16 protein-coding genes and 7 pseudogenes are annotated in these 20,424 nt (G+C 65.6%); 11 read left to right on the top strand and 12 right to left on the bottom strand.

Annotated elements, in window-relative coordinates; all coding sequences use genetic code 11:
• Nucleotides 1–257, top strand: a pseudogene (locus ACLQI9_RS03205) (type II toxin-antitoxin system VapC family toxin); the annotation flags it as partial.
• Between the two features lie 41 nt (nucleotides 258–298).
• Here ACLQI9_RS03205 and ACLQI9_RS03200 read toward each other — a convergent pair.
• Nucleotides 299–1,801 (bottom strand): hypothetical protein, encoded by a 1,503-nt coding sequence (locus tag ACLQI9_RS03200; RefSeq protein ID WP_442391019.1) that lies wholly within the window; start codon nucleotides 1,799–1,801, stop codon nucleotides 299–301.
• A 107-nt stretch (nucleotides 1,802–1,908) separates the two neighbouring features.
• Between ACLQI9_RS03200 and ACLQI9_RS03195 the strand changes: the two are divergent.
• The 4 genes and pseudogenes from ACLQI9_RS03195 to ACLQI9_RS03180 all read left to right on the top strand — a co-directional run.
• Nucleotides 1,909–2,067, top strand: a pseudogene (locus tag ACLQI9_RS03195) (IS1380 family transposase); the annotation flags it as partial.
• 40 nt (nucleotides 2,068–2,107) lie between these two features.
• A pseudogene (locus tag ACLQI9_RS03190) lies at nucleotides 2,108–2,342 on the top strand (IS1 family transposase); the annotation flags it as partial.
• Between the two features lie 87 nt (nucleotides 2,343–2,429).
• Nucleotides 2,430–2,876, top strand: coding sequence for a pyridoxamine 5'-phosphate oxidase family protein (locus ACLQI9_RS03185; protein WP_442378332.1), 447 nt, complete (start codon nucleotides 2,430–2,432; stop codon nucleotides 2,874–2,876).
• Between the two features lie 40 nt (nucleotides 2,877–2,916).
• Nucleotides 2,917–3,090: pseudogene (locus ACLQI9_RS03180) on the top strand (IS1380 family transposase); the annotation flags it as partial.
• A gap of 874 nt (nucleotides 3,091–3,964) precedes the next feature.
• Here the strand turns inward: ACLQI9_RS03180 and ACLQI9_RS03175 are convergent.
• A pseudogene (locus tag ACLQI9_RS03175) lies at nucleotides 3,965–6,271 on the bottom strand (GH92 family glycosyl hydrolase); the annotation flags it as partial.
• A gap of 513 nt (nucleotides 6,272–6,784) precedes the next feature.
• Nucleotides 6,785–7,729 carry a class I SAM-dependent methyltransferase gene (locus tag ACLQI9_RS03170; RefSeq protein ID WP_442378331.1) on the bottom strand — a complete coding sequence of 315 codons (945 nt, stop codon included), beginning with the start codon at nucleotides 7,727–7,729 and terminating at the stop codon, nucleotides 6,785–6,787.
• Between the two features lie 79 nt (nucleotides 7,730–7,808).
• Between ACLQI9_RS03170 and ACLQI9_RS03165 the strand changes: the two genes are divergently transcribed.
• Entirely contained in the window at nucleotides 7,809–8,324 is a 516-nt protein-coding gene (locus ACLQI9_RS03165) for a hypothetical protein (protein WP_442378330.1), read from the top strand.
• A complete protein-coding gene (locus tag ACLQI9_RS03160) occupies nucleotides 8,317–8,940 on the top strand; it encodes an RES domain-containing protein (RefSeq protein WP_442378329.1) in 624 nt (207 codons plus the stop codon). Before ACLQI9_RS03165 ends, ACLQI9_RS03160 begins: the two co-directional genes overlap by 8 nt.
• An 11-nt stretch (nucleotides 8,941–8,951) precedes the next feature.
• Here the strand turns inward: ACLQI9_RS03160 and ACLQI9_RS03155 are convergent, their stop codons facing one another.
• The 7 genes and pseudogenes from ACLQI9_RS03155 to ACLQI9_RS03125 form a co-directional block, all read right to left on the bottom strand.
• The gene (locus ACLQI9_RS03155) at nucleotides 8,952–9,485 is read right to left on the bottom strand and encodes an IS1096 element passenger TnpR family protein (protein WP_442378328.1); all 534 of its coding nucleotides are present in this window, start codon (nucleotides 9,483–9,485) and stop codon (nucleotides 8,952–8,954) included.
• An 83-nt stretch (nucleotides 9,486–9,568) separates the two neighbouring features.
• A complete protein-coding gene (locus ACLQI9_RS03150) occupies nucleotides 9,569–9,976 on the bottom strand; it encodes a type II toxin-antitoxin system VapC family toxin (RefSeq protein WP_442378327.1) in 408 nt (135 codons plus the stop codon).
• The gene (locus ACLQI9_RS03145) at nucleotides 9,973–10,233 is read right to left on the bottom strand and encodes a type II toxin-antitoxin system Phd/YefM family antitoxin (RefSeq protein WP_442378326.1); all 261 of its coding nucleotides are present in this window, start codon (nucleotides 10,231–10,233) and stop codon (nucleotides 9,973–9,975) included. The genes ACLQI9_RS03150 and ACLQI9_RS03145 overlap by 4 nt, the downstream gene beginning before the upstream one ends.
• Before the next feature lie 85 nt (nucleotides 10,234–10,318).
• Nucleotides 10,319–11,269, bottom strand: coding sequence for a class I SAM-dependent methyltransferase (locus ACLQI9_RS03140; protein ID WP_442378325.1), 951 nt, complete (start codon nucleotides 11,267–11,269; stop codon nucleotides 10,319–10,321).
• Nucleotides 11,270–11,466: 197 nt separating this feature from the next.
• Nucleotides 11,467–12,270 carry an adenylate/guanylate cyclase domain-containing protein gene (locus ACLQI9_RS03135; protein WP_442378324.1) on the bottom strand — a complete coding sequence of 268 codons (804 nt, stop codon included), beginning with the start codon at nucleotides 12,268–12,270 and terminating at the stop codon, nucleotides 11,467–11,469.
• Between the two features lie 58 nt (nucleotides 12,271–12,328).
• Nucleotides 12,329–12,601, bottom strand: coding sequence for an ANTAR domain-containing protein (locus ACLQI9_RS03130; RefSeq protein WP_442378323.1), 273 nt, complete (start codon nucleotides 12,599–12,601; stop codon nucleotides 12,329–12,331).
• A gap of 109 nt (nucleotides 12,602–12,710) precedes the next feature.
• A pseudogene (locus ACLQI9_RS03125) lies at nucleotides 12,711–13,198 on the bottom strand (DUF309 domain-containing protein).
• A 394-nt stretch (nucleotides 13,199–13,592) separates the two neighbouring features.
• On the opposite strand from ACLQI9_RS03125, the gene ACLQI9_RS03120 reads away from it, so the two are divergent.
• The 4 genes from ACLQI9_RS03120 (at nucleotide 13,593) to ACLQI9_RS03105 (ending at nucleotide 18,202) form a co-directional block, all read left to right on the top strand.
• Nucleotides 13,593–14,873 (top strand): DEAD/DEAH box helicase, encoded by a 1,281-nt coding sequence (locus ACLQI9_RS03120; RefSeq protein ID WP_442391017.1) that lies wholly within the window; start codon nucleotides 13,593–13,595, stop codon nucleotides 14,871–14,873.
• Nucleotides 14,874–15,013: 140 nt separating this feature from the next.
• The gene (locus tag ACLQI9_RS03115; RefSeq protein WP_442378321.1) at nucleotides 15,014–15,271 is read left to right on the top strand and encodes a CopG family transcriptional regulator; all 258 of its coding nucleotides are present in this window, start codon (nucleotides 15,014–15,016) and stop codon (nucleotides 15,269–15,271) included.
• On the top strand, nucleotides 15,268–15,645 hold the full coding sequence (locus ACLQI9_RS03110; RefSeq protein ID WP_442378320.1) for a type II toxin-antitoxin system VapC family toxin: 378 nt from the start codon (nucleotides 15,268–15,270) through the stop codon (nucleotides 15,643–15,645). Before ACLQI9_RS03115 ends, ACLQI9_RS03110 begins: the two co-directional genes overlap by 4 nt.
• A 181-nt stretch (nucleotides 15,646–15,826) precedes the next feature.
• Entirely contained in the window at nucleotides 15,827–18,202 is a 2,376-nt protein-coding gene (locus ACLQI9_RS03105) for a lysylphosphatidylglycerol synthase domain-containing protein (protein WP_442391015.1), read from the top strand.
• Nucleotides 18,203–18,371: 169 nt separating this feature from the next.
• On the opposite strand, the gene ACLQI9_RS03100 is transcribed toward ACLQI9_RS03105, so the two are convergent.
• Entirely contained in the window at nucleotides 18,372–19,271 is a 900-nt protein-coding gene (locus tag ACLQI9_RS03100) for an alpha/beta fold hydrolase (protein WP_442378318.1), read from the bottom strand.
• Between the two features lie 788 nt (nucleotides 19,272–20,059).
• Nucleotides 20,060–20,424: pseudogene (locus ACLQI9_RS03095) on the bottom strand (ATP-binding protein); the annotation flags it as partial.

The following is a 20,424-nucleotide window of genomic DNA, read 5'->3' as shown; positions in this document are numbered from 1 at the left end:
AGGCGCATTTGCAGCAGGCGGAGTCGGACTTCGACGTGCTGGTGTTCGATGCCGAGTCTGCGCGCGCATTTGGGTCAGTTGCCGCATCGTTGCGAGCGTCCGGCCGAAAGCCGGCGGCACGCGCTTATGATGCACTGATCGCCGCCAGCGCCATTGCCTATGACCTGCCGCTATACAGCTGCAATCCGTCAGGCTTTGACGCGATCCCACGCCTGGACCTGCGAACCGTCCCCCACCCCGATCACGGCAAGCCATGAGCCTGCAGAGACCTCCTTGCCGAAAGGCGTTGGTGCAGTCACTACAGCATGGAGGCGAGCATGCTCTTGGCGTCGGGCAATGCCGCCTGAAACGCGTCGGGGCTGATGGCGCGGAAATCGATGAAGCCGATAATTTGGGTCGAGGCGTTAAACAGCGTCGTCCAGATCCCGTAGAGCTGCATCGTGCCCTGGTTGGTTTGGCGATTGGCGGAGTAGTTGACCTGCAGGGACTGGGTGAAGTTGTTGCCATGCACCGTCTGCACCGCCTGGGGTTCCTGAACCACATTCGTGAGTCCGCTGCGTAGGGTGTCCTGACCGGCTATGAAGCCTGCTTCTTCGGTGATATCCGGCATCGCCGGCGTGCCGGAGTCGGCCTCCATCAGCGCGCTGTTGTCGCTGTTGGCGAGCAAGACCCAGGTCTGTGACGATTGGACGATCGTCCAGCCGGGGGCCACGGTGAGGGTGACTCCGTCTGGGAATTTGATCGTCCCGCCGCCGAGCGCGTGGGGTGTGGGAACAACCCCGCCGCCGGGTCCGGTCCTGGGGGGCTTGGGCTGGGTCGATGGGCCGCTAAACACCACGGCTGCGGTGACCCCCGCGGCGAGCATCACCACCACGACGATGATCGCGGCCACCACCGCCCCGTGCAATCGGTGCTCGACGGGGCCCACATTGGGCGCGGCGTCGACGGCGGTGTGCAGCGCGGTGCGCGTGGCCAAAAGGCCCGCCCCGGCCAGCAGGAACGCCGCAAACATGGTCAGCGCGATGCCGCGATAGCCGTAGGGCACCAGCAGGGTGGTGGCCAACTCATAGAGCACTACCAACACCAGGCCCTCGATCACGCCCACGGCCGGGTTGGCGCCGGCGCTGCGCAACCCCAACACCGCCGCCGCCGCCGCGGTAGCCAAGATCACCGGCTGCAAAAATCCCAGGGTCAACGCGATGAACGCCACGCTCGCCGGGTCACCCGCGGTGGCCTGCAGGTGGGTGAACGCGCCGTGTTGGACCACCACACTCAGGCCCAGCGACAGCGCGGCGCCGCTGAGCGCACAGGTGACCACCACATCCATCGGATGGCGAAACGCCGCGCGGGCGGTCACCAGCAGCGGCGCGACCAGCACCGCCACGAACGCCACCACCGGCACCAGCACACCCAGTTCGAGGATCCGCGACATCGGCGGGAGTCGGTAATGGCCGGCGGCCAGTGCGATCCCCGGGGTGAAATAGGTTTGCAAAAACCCCACACCCACGCCCAGAACCAGTGACAGCGCAAACGTCACGGCGATGACGGTCAGCGGCTCGTCGCGCCACAGATTGTGGTCGTGGATATAGGTCAACACCACCGCCGGCAACGCCACCGCGGCCAGCACCAGCGCAATCGACAGCGACCCGAACGCCGCGGCGATCAACGCCGCCAACAGCGCCAGCGCGGTCACGCTGCGGTAAATGTGATGACGCTCTTCGGCCAGATGCGGCATCAGCGTGCCCACCACCGCCACCGCCCGGCGCGGCTCATGCGTCATCCACCGATTCGGACTGTCCATCAGTTCCTCCCAGCTCCTCCGGCTATGCGGCGCACCGCAACTCCTCACCCGGGCAGAGGTGGCTCGGCGAAGCGTACAACGAATCGGCGGTTTGTCAGGTGAAAACCTATACCCCGCTGCACTACCCGGGCGCGGTGACCGACCCCGACACCGGGCAGTTGATCTCTGATGCCGAGGTCGCCGAAACCCCCTACACCCTGCGGCGCGGCAACGGCCGCAGCCTCACCGTGCGGCTGATCGTGCGCCGCGTCAAGGACGCCCGATACCTGGTAGTGGGTCAGTTTGAATCACCGGGTGCGGGCGAGTCAGAACCTCACCATGCGGATGGGTATGCGCCGGTTGCCTCGGCTGACCAGCCTTCTCAAAGGAGGTGGAGAACCTGGCGCACGCGGTGTCACTGCACTACATGCATTACAACTTCGCGCGCCCGCACGCCACACTGACCAAGGCTGCTGGCGGTTACCCGGCCACACCCGCGATGGCTGCCGGCATCACCAACCGCGTCTGGACGCAGCGCGACATCGCCGCGCTACTCGACTAGACCTGGGTTCGCGGCGTGCTGTTGTCATCCCGACGTGGGGCCGTATGGCCCTAGGTGCTCACGAACGTACGGCAGATGCTTGAGGGTATGAGCGACTATGACGGCGGACTGGGCTTAGGGCAGCCCGCCGCGGGCGCTCAGCGGTTAGACAGTAGTGAGGCGATACGATTGCTGGCCAGCATCAGCTATGGGCGGATCGTCTTCACTCTCAACGCGCTTCCGGCGATCCGCCCAGTCAATCATCTGCTGGACGAAGGCCGAATAATCATTCGCACCCGTTTGACGGCGTCGATCTCCGCTGCTGTGCGATCCAGCGATGGCATCGTCGTCGCCTATGAAGCCGACAGCATCGATCCCCAGACTAGGACGGGCTGGAGCGTTGTCGTTACCGGACACGCATACACCATCACTGATCCCGACCAAGTTTCGCGCTACGAGCAACTACTCCATCCGTGGGTCAACCACGCCGATACCATCGTAGCCATCGAACCTGCCATCATCACCGGCATCCGCGTCGTCGCAACGGAGATGTAAAAACCAGTGGGGCGCCAAACTGCCAAACTGACCCACTACCCGATACCTGGATGCGTTGTTTCCGGTGTGGCGCCATCACCCGTTTGTGACCAACTCCACCCTGCCCACCGCCGAGGCCGACATCACCCACCGAAAACACGCCATCATCGAAACCACCTTCGCCGATTTGATGGACGGCCCACCGGCGCACATCCCCTCAGGGCTATTTGCCGCCTGACCCCACCGACCAGACCCTGTCCACCCGCCATCCCAGGCCCAACCCCGAGGAACCTCACAACAAGAAAAGCTGGTACAGGCCCCTCTGGTCCTGCCAAAGCCGCGCTGATGCCAATCGTGACAGAATTCACTAGGCACTGCTCCGGGGGTTGTTGGGCCGGTGTGATGCAGCGCGCGGCACGGCCACAAGCACAACGACACGCCCGGCGGCAGGACACCAAACCATAACGATCCGGCAACCACCCTGTATTCGCGATACCAGGGATACCGGTGTGATGCTTGTGATTATTGATGTCGACGACCTCGTCGGCTCCATCGGGGGGATATAGATGGACGGACGACCGCACCGCTGTATGCGGGGCCACTGGCTGCTGCCGGGACACATGCTCGTCGGAAGCATGCCGTGTTCCTGCGGTCGGCACACCACCTGGGAATGCGAATGCAGCGACGTCACCTACGTGCCGGTGCTCACCGAATCGTGCACCTTGTTTAAACGTCGTCGCGCGGTTCGAAGCCACTGAGCGGGCCCCACTTCCGGTTTGCCGAGGTTATTGCCAGCGTCTCATCGCAACGGCGCCGATCTTGATATCACCTTGAATGAGCCCGAGACACCCATCGCGACAACAACGACGTCGGCGTACAAGTGCCCCATGGGCCGCGGTCGGCCCAAAGAATCACGCGGGCGGGCACTTCGGGGTCGGCCTGATGCGTCCCAACCACGCGGTCACGCTCCCATCATGGCAAGCCGCGCTCTGTACGTCTTCGACGCTCACGATCCGGCGTTGCCTGGCGGCTCCCTCTCCGAGCCCGCTCGCCGGGCTTGACCCGAATTGGAGCTCGGCTGTGGACTGCCCACGTCGCAACGGTCATTGCGAGCCGGCCGCACCGAACGACGGCGGCGCGGAGGACTCGGCAGTAGCCCAGAGCGGGTTGGGGATGACAGAAAGGGAGAACGCGACATCGCCGCCGGTGCGGATGATCGACTCCGGCAGGAACGTCCGGTCGGTGGGCTGGCCGTTGATGCTGAGCCCGTTGATGTACTTCAGGCCGTTCGATGCGCCTGGGGCGGAGATCCTGATGAATTTTCCTGCGGGAAGCGCGATTTCGGCGCGATCGAACAGCGGCGTATTCACGGTGAGGATCGATGTTCCCGAGGTGCTCGGGTACAGGCCGAGGGCGGCCCAGACATACCAGCTGGACAGCGCGCCGAGGTCATCGTTGCCCGGCTCGCCGCCGGGCGTGGGACCGAACAGTTCCCTGCGCACCCGGTCAACCGTCTGCTGGGTCTTCCACGGCTGACCGACATAGTTGTACAGCCACGGCACCCCGAAGCCCGGCTCGTTACCGATCCACAGATTGGGCTCGTTAGGGCCCGCGTTGAGGTCCGTCGTGAAGCGGTCCAGCCGCTCGGCCACAGCCTGCCGGCTGCCGAGCGCGGTCAGCAGGCCGGCGATGTTCTGCGGCACCAACCAGAGGTACTGCTCGGCGTTGCCTTCGTCGAATCCGTCCTGTCCGAAATCTGAAGTGGGCCCGGTGAACCCGAGGCTGTAGAAAAAAGCACCGTCGGCGCCGCGCGGCGAGATGTATCCGGTCAACGGATTGAACAGGTGCTGCCAGTACTGCGCCCTGTTCTGGAATTCGGCGCCAATCGCGGTGTCGCCCAGCGCGTCGGCGAATCGAGAGATGGCGAAGTCGTCGACCGACCACTCCAGCGTGGTCGAGGCGCCGTCGATCCCATGATCGCCGCGGAACTCCTCGGTCTGCGGTGCGTAGCCGTGCTGCAGGTAGGTGGCGATTCCCGGCCGCTCCACGTAGCCGCCCCGCCCGACACCACCGTCGGTCGCCGCCTTCAGCATGTAGTACAGCGCCGTTTTGACGTCAAAGTCCTTGGCCCCGTACGCGTAGAGGTTGACGATGAGCGGCACCACGCTGTCCCCGGTCATCTCGCCGGCCGCCGAATTCGCCAGCGCCCAACGCGGAAACGATCCGCTCTGCTCGGCGTCGTTCACCAGTGATTGGGCCATATCGCTGGCTCGCTCGGGGAACACGAGTCCCTGCAGGGCCGCAAGGCAGCGGTAGGTGTCCCAGTCGGAGAAGTTGGCGTACTGGGTGTGGCCCTTGGCCACCGTGTGGACGTTGCCGTCGAACCCCAGGTAGCGTCCGTCCGCGTCGTTAAAAGTGTTGGGGTGCAGGGAAGACCGGTACAGAGAGGTGTAGAAGGTCTTCACGTCATCGCTATTGGTGCCGGCCACCGCGATGCGCGACAGCGCGGCGTTCCATGCGCGCGATGCGGCGGCGCGGACGCCGTCGAAGCTCGCTCCGCCCTCGGCGGCGAGGTTGGCTCGCGCTGCGTCGACACTCACGTAGGACAGTGCGGTCCGCACCTCGAGCACCGAACCGGCCGGGAACTGCACGTATCCCCCGCTGCGACTCGAATCCGCGCTGCGCGCACCGGCATACACCGAGTTGCCGTCCCAGGTGCCGTAGGAGGTAAACGGCCGGCTGAACGTCATCGCGAAATACACCGTGTAGACGTTGTCCTTGCCGCAGAACCCGCCGCTGGTCGCCGACCCGGTGATCGTGGTGTTGTCCTCGCCGATCCGGACGGTCGCCGCCGAGTTGCCCGCGAGCGACCCGCCGGAGCGCACGTGAAACAGGGCGGGCCGGCCGTTGCGGGGGTAGTGAAACCGCCCGACGCCGGCGCGGGTGGTGGCGGTCAGTTCCGCGGTCACCCCGGTGTCGGGGAACCGCACCGTGTAGTAGCCGGGCACGCCCACTTCGGTGTCGTCGTGGGCGATCTTCTCCCAGGCGTTCTGGGGTCGCGAGCCGATCGGGGTGGTCGTCGGCAGCATCGGGATGTCGCCGAACGCGGGGCAGCCCACCGAGGCGTGGGTCATGCTGAACCCGGTGGAGTGCCCGTTGTCGTGGTCATAGCCGGCGTAGGCGTCGGTGGTGTCCGGCGAGTACTGCACCATCCCGAACGGCACAGCGGCGCCGGGGAAGTTGTTGATCGGTCCACCCGTCTCGCTCGACCCGGTGCCGATCAGCGTGTCGACGTGGCCGACCGGGTTCGTCACCAGCGCGGGCTCCTCGGCGTGCGCCGCGCGCGGAGCGCCGATCAGCATCATGCAGCCAACCGCCACCACCGTCAGCGCGGCGAGAGCCTTTCGCGACCGCATAGCTGTCTCTTACTTCCGCATAAGTCGTTGAGTCCCCTTAGATTAACGACACGCCCGCGGCGGGACACCAAACCATAACGATCCGGCAACCGACTCGCATTTACGACGCCGGGGCTGCCAGTGTGATGGTTGTGACTATTGATGTTGACGACGACCTCGTCCGCTTTCTTGAGCGAATGCAGATGGACAGACGGCCTCACCGCTGTAAGCGGGGCCACTGGCTGCTGCCGGGACACATGATCGTCGGAAGTCTGCCGTGTTCCTGCGGTCGGCATACCACATGGGAATGCGAATGCAGCGACGTCATCTACGAGCCGGCGCTCACTGAGTCATGCTCCTTATCCAACGGTCGCGGCGGGGGACTTTAGACGGTTGCGGCTGCCGAAGAAAGCGGCTGCAGGGCGACTGCTGTCGCGCTGATCCTCCGATAGGCCAGGCGAGAGCACGGTCGGCGGCAGTCGGCGTCGACCGACTCGTTGTTGGGTGCGCAGCCGCTCGCGGTGGATGTTCGCCCTATTTCACCCGCTCCGCCGCCACGAACAGGTTGTGCGGGGTGGTGTCCTTGACCTCTGCGGCCGGCGTTCGGTCGTGGCTAGCCATCAGCTCAGGGGTCGTTGTCACCGCTACGTCCCAGCCGTGGCGGCGAAACCACTCGCCGACGTCTTCGCGCTCCTCGAAGTACCACAGCTCGTCGTTGCGCGGAATCTCACGCTGCGCGTCTACCTTGGCCATCACCGCCCGTATCCGATCCATCCGCTCACGTCGCTTCGCGCGTATCTCAGGGTCAAGAAAGTCGGGACTAAGCGCCTCCACGGCGACGCGGCTGCCGGTCACCGTGAGATCGTGCACACGCTCGAACAGCAAGTCTGACGCCGCGGCAGGCAAATACGGCGTCAGCCCTTCGGCTGACCAGACGCTGGGCGCCGACGGATCAAAACCGGCCTGCTGCAAGGCCGCCGGCCAGTCCTGACGCAAGTCCACCGGCACAGCGGCGCGATGGCATGCGGGCTCGGCGCCGTGTGCGTGCAACGTCGACGCCTTGAAGTCCAACACCTTGGGCTGGTCGAGCTCGTAGACCGTCACCCCGTCGGGCCACGGCAACCGCCACGACCGCGCATCCAGGCCCGCCGCCAGAATCACGGCCTGCCCGATGCCCGCTTTCGTGGCGTCGAGGAAGAACGTGTCGAAAAACGCTGTCCGGCAAGCCATATAGCTGACCATCGCCTGCATCTGCAGCGGCACCTCGGGTTCGGCTTCGATGACCTCGGGCGGCAGCGGCGCCGCGGAGTGCCAGTTCCACACCCCGTCGCCGGCGGCGTCGAGGAAAACCTGCGCGAACGGATCGCGGATCAACGGGTTCTCACTTCGAGTTTCCGCCGCCCGCGATGACGCCACACCCAGGGCCGTCGCGCCCACGCTCTCGGTGATCTCCCAGCTGTCGTTATCGGTCCTCGCCATCGTCATGTCCTCCCTCGCCGACCCACTCACGTTCTGTTTCAATTGTTTCGATTGCACGCACGCCTGGTAGCATTGAGCCATGTCCACTGCTCTTGCCCCGCTTGCCCGCCAGGTCGCCGAGCGCGCACAAAAGGACTCCGGGTTCGCCGAGGTCCTTGACGCCATCTTAGAGGCGCCGACGGAACCGCACGGAACGCTGCAGCGCATCGCCGCCCGCAGCCTCAACGACGAGCGCCGCAGCGCCCTGGTGCGCGAGTTCGTCGAGGGCTCGCTGCCGACGCCCCAGGTCCAAGCCCGGCTGGGGCTGAAATCTCCGCAGGCCGTGCACCGGCTGCGCAGCCGGGGCAAAGTCCTGGGCTCCGCGGTGGGCAACCAAACCTGGTTCCCCGCCTGGCAATTCGACGACGACCGGGTGCGACCCGACCTGCCGCGGATCCTGGAGTTGCTCGCGCAATTCACCTCGGACCCGTTGGCGGCCGATCGCATCATGCGCCTGCGGCACGATGACCTGGGCGGCGCGTCGATCGCCGCGGCGCTGCGCCGCCCGAAGACCGCCGACACCGCATGGCGGATGCTCGCCGCCGTCGGTGCCTGACCTTCCCGCCGGCTACCGGGCGCCGCTGCCCGACGTCCGGCCCGTCGGCCTGCGACGCCGACGCGTTGACAAAGGCACCGAACTGTGGCGCGCCGACGCCACCCCACCGACCCAGTGGAGCTGGGCCGGTTTCCCTACGGCGCGCTTCCGCTTCGACCCCGAGTCCGGCTTATTCCGAACCCGCTATGCGGCAAGCACATTCACCGGGGCGTTCCGGGAGCGCTACCGGCCCACCGGGCTGGTGATTCCCGCCGACCACGCCGCCCATCATCTGGTGCGGCTGACCGCCAAAAGGCATCTGCGCGTCTTCGACCTGCGCACCGAGGCCAACCTGGACATCCTCGGCGTTGACGATCAGATCAGCACCGGCCAGCATCCCGACGTGTGGGATACCTGCCATCGCCTCGCCGACGCCGTCAAGCACTGGTGGAACGACCTGGATGCGCTGGTGTACCGGCCGCGCACCACGCCGGAGAGCTCGGTCAATTACGCCTTCTTCAGCCTCGACGCGTTCTCTGCCGAGTCGTGGCCACTCGCGCAGCGCGACGACATTCTCACCGAACTGGTTCTGCGCCAAGACTTCACCGTCAGCTGGGACATCGGCAACGACACGTAGGTGTCGGCCGGTCAGCTCGGGAGTTGTGGACCCCACCCGGGCTGTAAAGCTGGCAGGTCGCTCGTACCCGGGTTGGCCGGCTCGTCGCCCTCGCCGTCGTCGTCGGCCCAGCGGCGGCCGTACTGGTCGGGGATCGCTCCCCACCCCCGGTACGGCAGCGGCGCAGTTGGGCTGATCCCCAGTTCATGCACCGGGTCGATCCGCGTCGGTGCCACCGTGCACAGATGCGTCCAGCCATCGCCGAAGTCAAACTCGTAGACGAACTGCTCGCCAAGTCCCAGCACACCGAGCTTGGTGGTGGCGCCATCGATGAAACCCTCACCGAAATCGTCAAATTCGGGTTGCCCGATCCGCGTGCCGTCACTAAGAACGAACTGATAGAGATGCGCGCGATCCCAGCGCGCGAACGCGGTATCGATAGCATCGGCAAACTGACTGAAGCCGTGAGAGCGGGCAGCCGCAAAAACCCGCCCCGGCCGCGGCCAGTAATTCTCGCCGCGACCGCTGACCAGCTCCACCTGAATCGACAACCACGTCCGCGCCACGACGACCAATACTGCCAGCGGCTCGACTCCCGACCGAAGCGCGGTCGGAAGGCATGCAATGTCCTTGCCGGACTGGCTGTCGCTCAGACCTTGATGACCGTGAGACCGGCCGCGCCATCGAGGGCGGCGAAGTCGTCGTCCTGGGTGATAACAGGCAGTGTCCGCGAAGCGGCGATGGCCGCGATCCACAGATCGTTGATTCGGACCCGGCGGCCAGTCTCGGCCAGGTGGATGCGCAGCCGCGCCCACATCCGCGCCGCGTCCTCATCGACCGGCAGCCTTTCCATGTCGGCAACAGATTCGAGGGTCGCGAGTCGTTGCGCCCGGGTATCGGAAGTGCTTGCCGCCAGTACACCGGCGGTGAGTTCGGCGAGAGTGATGACGGTAGTCGCGACCTCGGCGGGGATCAGCGACTCCTCGAGTTGACGGCCCGTTTCGGCGGCTATGAAGACCGATGTGTCGAGCAGCCCCGCCGGTGGAGTCTCGCTCATCGGATCGGACCAAGATCGTCGGTGGTGTCACCGGCGAGTGTCGCAAGGTCGTCGCGCAACCCTGGATCGGCTTGTACACGCCGCATGCGCGCCAAAAACTCTGCTTTGGGCAACCAACGCCGACGCGAAGGCTGCGCCGCGATGAGCACCGCGACGGGGCGGCCCTTAACAGTGATAGTGATGTCTTCTCCGGCTTGAACGCGCCGAAGCACTCCCGCCGTGTCATTGCGCAGGTCACGAGACCCGACTTCGGTCATGCTACAAATGTACTACCTCTGTAGCATCATGGGCACCCGCCCACCGGCCGGCAGGTGCGCATCGCTAAGCCGCCGACGTAGCGGTCTAGGACACCGACCGCTGCGCCGAGACGAACAAGGTGTCCGGCGACCCGTCCTCGATGCCCTCCGGAGGCTGGCGGTCGTAGAGGGCCATCATGTCCTCGGTCGTCAGCACCGACACATCCCAGCCGTGCTCGAGCAACCAGTCCCCGACATTGGTGCGGTCCTCGAAGTACCACAGCTCGTCGAAGTCGGGGAAGACATGCTCCTCGCCGCCCAGTTGGGCCGCCAGCTCGCGGTAGCGCTGCATCTGTGCGCGCTGCCGGTCCCGGGCGTCGGGGTTATTGAAGTCGGGACCAGGCGCCTCGACGGCGACCTGGCTGCCGACGGCGGTCAGCGTCTGGATGCGCTCGAACAGCAGATCCTGAGCGGCCGACGGCAGAAACGGCAACAGCCCCTCGACAGTGAAGGCGCTCGGCACAGTGCGGTCAAAACCGGCCTGCCGCAACGCCGTCGGCCAGTCCTGCCGTAGATCCACCGGAACGCTGACCACGTTGGCCGTCGGCTCCGCGCCGCGCTCCCGCAATGTCGCGGACTTGAACTCCAGCACCCGCGGCTGGTCCAGCTCGTAGACCGTCACCCCGTCGGGCCACGGCAACCGCCACGACCGAGAATCCAGGCCGGCCGCCAGAATCACCACCTGCCGAACGCCCGCTTCGGTGGCATCGATGAAGAACTCGTCGAAAAACGCTGTCCGCGAAGCCATATAGTCGCGCATGCCCTGCATCCGCAACGGCACATCGGGAGCGACCTTGGCGATCTCGTCAGGCAGGTCGGAGTTGCCGAACCAGTTCCATATGCCGTCTCCGGCGGCGTCCAGGAACACCCGCGCGAACGGATCGTCGATCAGCGGATCGTCACTTTCGGTGTCGGCCGCGCGGGCCGCCGCCACACCTAGCGCCGTCGCTCCCACGCTCTCGGTGATCTCCCAGCTGTCGTTGTCGGTTCTCGGCACGGTTGCTCCCTTCTTGTCGGGACTCGCGAAGGTACCCGCGCCGGCTGTGAGGTCCGCGATGCGATGCGTTACGGGGAGCCCGATCGAGGCGGCCCGGCGCGTCATCGCGAAGTCGCCGTCCGGTGCAAAAGGCCGGGAGTACCAGGCTTTTCACCGGAATGGAGCGCTATCTGGCCGACGCTCTCTCCAAGTCGCGGTCAGATCGGCAGTTCGACCGGATACACAGCATGGCTACCGCGGAACCCCTTGAGTTCGACCTCGCGAGGGGGACCGAGCCGGATGTCGGACTGGCCTTCGACCGCCTCGCGCACCGGTTCGCTGATCAGGATCTCGCCGCCGTCGGCCTGCCCTGCCACCCGCGCCGCCATCGCCACGTTGCGCCCGAAGAGGTCGTCTCCGCGTCTGACCGAGGTACCCACGTGAGCGCCGATGCGCACCCGGATGTGGTCCCAGTGCTCAGCGCTCTCGTGCAGGGCTTGTTGCACGGCGATACTGCAGCGGACAGCTTGTCGGGGATCGGAGAAGGCGATCATGAATCCGTCGCCCTGGCTCTTGACTACGTGGCCGTCGTAATCTTCAACGCGCTTGTGGATGAGTTTGTTGTGCCGGTCAAGCAACTGGACCCATCGTCGATCGCCCAACTCCTCGTTGCGCTCGGTGGAACCCTCGATATCAGAGAAGACGATCACGACTTGGCCGTCGGCGGTCAGTCTGGCGAGATCGGGCCGTTCGACCTGGGCCCAGCCTGCGAGGTCCTCGATCGAATTGCGCACCGTGGCGCCGATACCCTTGTTGATCAGCGAGTCGGCCGTCTGCCAGGCTGTCCTGATGGCGAACGGCGCGACTCCGCGGCGTCGGCGGCGGGGCCTGTCTTGTCGGCTGCGCTCGAGTGCGCGCCGTGCCTCCTTCAGTTGCCGCCGAGAAACGGTCAGCAGAACTCCGAGCGCGATGATGCTGGCTAATTCGACGGTGGCAGCTGCCACCAACACGGGTACGGTCACTGTTCGTTCGGACCCGCGGCAGGCGCTATCACTGCCCGATTATCGCGGATAAGAAGGCCTAATCGGGTCGGCTCGCGGCGTTGTTGACGTTGTCTACTAACCAGACGGCGAGGTCGTGGATTTTGATGTTGGCTTTTTGCGACGTGGAGACCAGCAGATTGAAGGCTTGCTCGTCGGTGAGGCGTTCGCGCTGCATCAGGATTCCTTTGGCTATCCCGATGGTGTCGCGGGATGAGAGCGCTCTGCGAAATTCGGCCTGCTGCGTGGACCCGGTCAGCGCGATCGCGGCGTGCGCGGCGAACACCCGGCGCGGGGCCGAACCGACTTTCACAGCGAATCAGGCCACGGTACGCGCGACACGCCACCACCGCCATTTCCCCAACTCTCGACACTTGAACCTCAATCAGTTTGGCGGCAACGATCGTTACTGCGAAAAGCCGCTACCCGCTACCGGGTTCTACGACAACCAGACGTGGTCGTAGCCGCTCCGGCGCGATCTCCACACCCGCCGCGAGGTCGTCGATCAGCGCATCGACAAAGTCGATCAAACCGGCGATGTCGATCGCGTGGCGTGCCGGGCGGTCGCCGTGGGAAAGACGGGCCGAGGCGCTGCGCAGCAGACTCATCGCGCCTTTGACATTGCCGCGCTGGGCGTGGGTGATGCCAACCGCGAGCTGTGCCAGGCCTTGCCACAGCATCCGCTCGTCGTCAGGGCCGTTCTTCCAGGCCGCCTCGAGGACCTCGTGTGCGTTGAACGCCAGCCCCTGGTCCAGGAGGTCCTGGGCGTAGCGGAGGGTTTCCGCCGGTGCCAGCTCGGGGTCATCGGGGATCGGTGGAATGCCTTGACTGCCACGGGGCAGTGGTCGGCCCAGAGCATCGCGCGGGCGCTTCGGGGTCGGCCGGACTCGTCGCGGTCACGCTCGGCCATGCACCGATCATCGCAAGCCCGCGAGATCCGCAGAAGACGTGTCGACAAGTCGCCGCCTCCGCGCCGTCTCAGGCGCTCAGTTCAGCTCACCGCCAAACAAACACGCGCGCTTGCTCAGAAGGTGACACATGTCACCTCGTGAGGGCGCTGAGCCGTTCATCAGATAGGCTTTGAGCAACGTTGGCGTCACCAACACAGATGCTGACAACGTCGTGGAATGCTCCGTCATCCACCGGAACTCACCGGATCTCGATGATTCGTGCATGCAGCACAGGATTTTCTCGCGGCGATCGATTTTGCCCACCGGCAATCTCGCCACCGTGTGCTGACCGCCGCATGACGATATGCCGTCGCGGCGACGCGGCACACCCGATGCCCGAGAGGCACCGAAAACATGACTACCCAAAGAACTTTCGCCGAACTCGGCGTACCCGCACGCCTGGTCAACGCGCTCACCGCGCAAGGAATCGTCACGCCGTTCCCGATCCAGGTCGACACCCTTCCCGACACCCTCGCCGGCCGTGACGTCCTCGGCCGCGGCAAGACCGGCAGCGGCAAAACGCTGGCCTTTTCCATCCCGCTGGTCGCCCGGCTCGCGTCGGGCAAGCGTCGGCCCTCGCGGCCGTCCGGCCTGGTGCTGGCGCCCACCCGGGAGCTGGCAACTCAGATCACCGCCGTGCTCGCCCCGCTGGCCGCCGCCCACGACCTGAAGGTCGGCACGATCTTCGGCGGCGTGCCGCAAAACCGTCAGGTGTCCGCGCTGAGATCAGGACTCGACATTGTCGTCGCCTGCCCGGGCCGGCTGGAAGACCTGATGCGGCAACGTCTGGTCAGCCTCGACTCGGTGGAGATCACCGTGCTCGACGAGGCCGACCACATGGCCGACCTCGGCTTTCTGCCGGGTGTGACCCGCATCCTGGCCGCCACCCCGGCCGGCGGTCAGCGAATGCTGTTCTCCGCCACGCTCGACAACGGCGTCGACAAACTGGTCAAGCGGTTCCTGCGCAACGAAAAGACACACTCGGTTGACGAAGTGAACTCGCCAGTGGCTGAGATGACCCACCACGTCTTCCACGTCACCGGCGCCGACGCCAAAAAGGAGCTGATACATCGGCTCGCTTCCGGCAACGGCCGCCGAATCCTGTTCATGCGCACCAAACATCAGGCTCGCAAGCTGGCCCGCCAGCTCACCGAGGCCGGTGTCCCGTCAGTTGACCTGCACGGCAACCTGTCTCAGCCCGCGCGGGACCGCAACCTCGCGGCATTCAGCTCCGGCACGGCACGCGTGCTGGTGGCCACCGACATCGCCGCGCGCGGTGTGCACGTCGACGAGGTCGAGCTGGTGGTGCACGTGGACCCGCCGGCCGAGCACAAGGCCTATCTGCACCGCTCGGGACGCACCGCGCGCGCCGGCAGCGCCGGCGACGTGGTCACCGTGGTGCTTCCCGAGCAACGCAAAGACCTCTCGGCGCTGATGCGCAAAGCCGGCATCAACGTCCGCCCGCAACAAGTGACCGCCCACTGCGAACCGGTCACCAAGCTGGTCGGCGACGTCGCTCCCTATCGGGCGCCCGCTCCCAAGGCAGCCCCGGCGGCAAGCACCGCACCCGCCAGGTCCCGTCGGCGTCGACCCGCGCGCGGGGCCGGACCGCGCAGGAGTCCCGTCAGCAGGTAGCCCCTCGGCGGTGAAGGCGCGGTGGGGTCAAACCCGGCCTGCCGCACGGGCCGCCTCGGTGGCGTCGATGAAGAACTAGTCGGAAAACGCTGTCCGCGAAGGCAGCTGGCCGCTTTCGCAACCCCCGATGAACAGCTGTAATGCGTACTCAGATCACGCTGACTGATGAGGAAATCGAGCTGCTCGATCGTGCAGCGAGGGCGAGCGGCGCATCTCGGTCAGAGCTGATTCGTCGGGCAATTCGTACCGCCTACGGAAACCGCAACAAGGAAGAACGAACCGCCGCCTTGAAGCGAAGCGCGGGCTCGTGGCGGGGACGCGACTTCACCGGTTCCGATTACGTCGACGCGGTTCGCGGCGACCTTAACGATCGCTTGAGCCGGCTTGGTCTGGCGTGAAGCTGATCGACACCCCAATCGCTGTCGACCACTTGCGGGGCGCGTCCGCGGCCGTCGATCTACTCACGGCGCTGATCGACACCGGCGATGACCTACTGGCAAGCGAGCTAGTCCGATTCGAGCTACTGGCAGGAATCCGAGATAAGGAGCTCGTTGCCTTTGAGGAGTTCTGCTCTGCCCTGCTTTGGGTCGAGGTCACCGAGGACGTCGCCCGGGTCGCCGGACAACTCGCCCGTCGATACCGGAAAAGCCACCGCGGCATCGGTGCGATCGACTACCTGATCGCCGCGACCGCAATCGTCACCGACGCCGACCTGCTGACGACCAATGTGCTGCACTTTCCGATGTTTACCAAGCTAAAGCCTGCGTACTAACGCACAGTGGAGCCCAGTTGTCGCTCATGGCCGGGCATATCGACACTCGACTCTCGGCGTGACTGCTGTGACAGTCGGGGCTGGTCGCGGATCGCGGGCTGCAAATCAGGTTCGCGACGCCGGTCTGCGGTTATGTTGGCGACGAGCCGCCGACCGACGCGGCCCGGAGGTTGGTTGAAGCATGCACGTCGACGGGCGGGAAGTCACCGTTTCCGGCAGCCTGCTGCAACCGCCAACCCGGCGCACCAACGACATCCTTCGGCTCGTGCTGTCGGCGGCGTTGCTGGCGATCGTGATCACCAGTTCGGTAATCACCCGCACCCGGTGGGACGAGCTGGAGAAATCCATCTCCCGCATCATCGGCGTGCTCTCCCCCACCCAATCCGACGTGGTGTACCTGGTGTACGGCGTCGCGATCTTGGCGTTGCCGTTCATGATCTTGTTCGGCCTGATCATCTCCCGGCAATGGAAACTGCTCGCTCCCTACGCGGCCGCTGCACTGATCGCCTTTCTCGCGCTGTCGATCACCGGCAGGCGCCTCTCGGCACCACAATGGCACTTCGACCTCTCCGACCGGCTGCGCACGGTGTTGTCCCAATTCCTCGACGACCCGCGCTGGATCGGCATGCTCGCCGCGGTGCTCACCGTGTCCGGCCCATGGCTGCCCGCCCGCTGGCGGCACTGGTGGTGGACGCTGCTGCTGGCGTTCATACCAATCCACCTGGTGGTCAGCGCCATCGTGCCGGCCCGCTCACTGCTGGGGCTGGCCGTCGGATGGTTCGTCGGCGCGTTGGTGATCCTGGTCAGCGGCACTCCCGCGCTCGAGGTGCCGCTGGACGGCGCGGTCCGCGCGCTGGGCAGACGCGGATTCGCGGTGTGCGGGCTGACGGTGGTCCGCCCGGCCGGAGCCGGGCCGCTGATGCTTTCGGCCACATCCACGGAATCAGATGCCACCGCGGTGATCGAGATGTACGGCCCGCATCAAAGCAGCGGCGGCGCGCTGCGTCAGCTGTGGGGCAAGCTGCGGCTGCGCCGCACCGAGGCGGCACCCTTTCAGGCCTCCATGCGCCGCGCCGTCGAGCATCGCGCGCTGATGGCCATGGCCGTCGGCGACCTGGGTGTCGCCAACACGTCGACGATCGCCGTCGGCGCGCTCGACCGGGGCTGGACGTTGTACGCGCACAAGCCCGTTCGCGGAGCCCCGCTGAAGCAGTGCGCCACATCGACCCCGGTGACCCGGGTGTGGGAATCGCTGCGAAAGCTGCACGACGATCAGATCTCGCACGGCGACCTGCGCGACGCGGAGATGACGGTCGACGACGGCACGGTCTTGTTCGGTGGGTTCGGCAGCGCCGAATACGGCGCCACCGATAACCAACTCGATGCCGACATTGCCGCGCTGCTGGTGACGACGTCATCGCTCTACGGTGCAGAATCCGCGGTCAACGCAGCAATCGACGCGTTGGGCAAGGACACCGTGCTGACCGCGTCCCGCAGGCTGACGAAATCCGCTGTGCCGAAACGTATCCGGGACTCAGTTAACGACGCAAAGGCCGTCATCTCCCGCAGCCGTGCGGCGGTGATGCGCCAAACCGGCACGGAGAAAATCCAAGCCGAGACGATCACCCGGTTCACCCGCAGCCAGCTCATCCAGCTGGTGCTGCTCATTGCGCTGGTCTACGTCGCCTACCCGTTCATCAGCACCGTGCCGACGTTCTTTTCCGAGCTCGGCAAAGCGAACTATTCGTGGGCGCTACTGGGTTTGGCAATTTCGGCGGGCACGTATCTGGGCGCGGCGGCGTCGTTGTGGGCCTGCGCCGACGGGTTGGTCAGCTACCGCCACCTGATACTCCTCACGGTAGCCTGCACTTTTGCCGCGACCACCACCCCGGCTGGCGTCGGCGGCCTCGCGCTGAGCACTCGGTTCTTACAGAAGGGCGGGCTCAGCACGGTGCGGGCCACCGCGGCGGTGGCGTTGCAGCAGTCGGTACAGGTGATCTCGCACGTCGCGCTGCTGATCCTGTTCAGCACCGCGGCCGGTGCGTCGACCGACCTGTCGCACTTCGTCCCGAAGGCCGCCATGCTCTACCTGATCGCGGGTGTCGCGCTGGGCATCGTCGGCACGTTCTTGTTCGTGCCCAGGCTGCGACACTGGCTGGCGACGGACCTACGCCCGAGGCTTGCAGAGGTCAGCAGCGACCTCGTCGCCTTGGCGGGCGAACCGAAGCGACTCGGCTTGATCGTACTCGGTTGTACCGGAACAACTCTCGGCTCTGCACTGGCGCTGTGGGCCAGCGTCAACGCGTTTGGTGGCAGCGCGACGTTCGTCACCGTCACCGTGGTGACAATGGTCGGCGGAACCCTCGCCTCGGCCGCCCCCACCCCCGGCGGGGTCGGCGCCGTCGAAGCGGCGCTCATCGGTGGGCTCGCCGCCTTCGGCCTACCCGCGGCCATCGCTGTGCCGTCGGTGCTGCTGTATCGGGTGCTTACCTGCTGGCTACCGGTGTTTGTCGGCTGGCCGGTGATGCGGTGGCTGACGGACAAGGACCTGATTTAGTGCCAGCCAATCACTCTCGCGCATAAAGCGTTAAGTGCTCCGGGCGATGGTGGTGTTGATCTCGGGGAAGGCGGTCCGCATTTCGCCGGCACCTCTGCCGGGCCGCGTCCTCTCAGCCGAGGTCGGCTACCGCTTCGTGCCCGAAACCCGCGCCTGACATCTGCTACGACTACGCGGGCACTCCAGCAGTTACATTGCGCGAGTGCGTGATTCGCCTGACCACTGAGTCCACAGCGGATCGCAGGCCGGGCACGAACGCCTTCCACTGCATCGTGCAGCCGGCATGTCCCGCATCGACGGTCACGGTATGCGCATCGGGAATCTGTTCGGCTACCCAACGCTGGTGCCGCGGCGGGATGACCCGGTCACGCAGCGATATTAGCACCGAGGTTGGTACATCGATGTCAGCGATCCAGCGCGTGGAATCAAACCGGGTAATTTCGGCCAGCACCCGCATCATCGCCCCATAGCTCGTCGCCCGGAATTGCCCAAGCGCCCAAAGCCGGTCATTCATCACGATGTCGTCGACGACGGACAGCCGCGCCGGGTCGGGCCGCCCGGGCTGCGGGCCGAAAGCCTCTAGCAGCGCGGCGAAGACACCGGTCGCGAGCCGCTCATGAGTGGCACGGCCGAATGTCGCTGCCGCGGCGCAGAGCACCAATGCATCGACCCTGTCTCGGTGGCGCCGCCACACATGCTGCGCCACCAGTGATCCCATCGAAAAGCCCACCGGGATGAATGTTTCTATGCCGAGCTCGTCGGCCAACGCGGCGACGTCGTCGGCGCAGTCCTCCAGCTGGAAACGTGGCGAGGCGATACCCGAACCGTGGCAGCGCTGGTCGAACACCACCACACGCCCGAAGCGACGCATCATCTCCAACGACGGATACCACGTCAACAGCCCGGTGCACGCCAGCGAATGGAGCAATACAAACGTCGGTCCGCCGGCAGTTGGGCCGGAATCCACAACATAAGTGCTGCCACGATTGGAAAGCTCTACCATGCGGCCGTGCGGAAGGCGGCCAACGGGGGCGACATCGGGCAGCGTGAACGACGGGAGCGGCGACATCAGTCTCAGCGGACCAAGAAGCGCGTCGATCACGCAGTATGGATTGGGGAAACCTGACGCGGTCGCTGAAGGACCACAAATGGTCTCATGGGAATCGAGGTGAGACACGCCGCGGCGCAACATGCTTGGTCGCAAAATGCTCGCTGCGGCCAGTCGCCGTGGAAATGCGCGTAAGGCGAGCTGCCGAACGTTATCGCTCATCTTCGGTGCCCCGCAGTCTGTGGGTCGTACGTTGCTTCAACGCGGCATGACGGCGGTCGGTCGGCACGCCCTCGCGGACGAGGCACGATCCTTTGACCCAACCTCCCTGGGCGGAAGGTCTTCCACTCCTCAGCGCGTGAACCGCCTGCGCGGCACTATGGGTCAAGAACACTCGGGACATGGGGCTATGTTCATCACGAGAGCAGCCGCGCACCAGAGTAGGTGGGTACTCGATTCTCCTGGATCCTCTACCCCAAACACCGAGGCACCGCCCGGGTTCCTGTGTCGGCGGCGGTGTGACACCAACAACCCCGCGCTGCTTCCTCTCGTGTGAGAGCCCCTCTGCCCCAACGAGAATCGACGACAGTCGATTTGAACGAGGCTGTTGTCGGCGAAATCGCAGGCCAGCGGCAAGGCGCAACAAGTCGAGTCGTCGCGAGGCACACCGGCACCGTGAGCGTGACCCACGCCACAATCGACTTGGTGAAGCCGCCCAGGCGCCTAATCAGCCCACTTAGCGCCTGCACCAACGCCTCACGGTTGAGCGCGACGCCGCGCGACCGACTTATGAGATGCCCGTAACTCGTCTATTCCGAGACGTTGGCTAGTGCCGCTCGGGCCTGGTCGATTTGGCCGTAGGCGTAGGTCACCGTGGCGGCGGTGGTCATCGTTGCGCCCCTGTGGGCGAGCGTCTTGTAGGTCTGGTCGCCGAGGACGTCGCGCAGGCCTGTGATCGCGGAGCCGAGCTCAGGGATGGCGGTCTCGGTGAGGGAACTGGTCGCAAAGCCGGCAATGGTCGCTGCCGCTTCGTACCGACCAAGCCGATCCAAGAAGGCGGCGAGGACCGCCAACGGAGTGCGAATCATGGTGATATTGCCCGAATCATGGTGATTGCGGATGGCCAGTTCGAAGTACCCGAACGCGGCCAACGCGTCACCGTGCTCAGCTTCGA

The sequence above is a fragment of the Mycobacterium sp. genome (assembly GCF_052143115.1).
In the GTDB taxonomy this organism is placed as follows: Bacteria; Actinomycetota; Actinomycetes; order Mycobacteriales; family Mycobacteriaceae; genus Mycobacterium.
The sequence above is the reverse complement of the archived record's forward strand: the minus strand, read 5'-3'. Positions and strand labels throughout refer to the sequence as shown.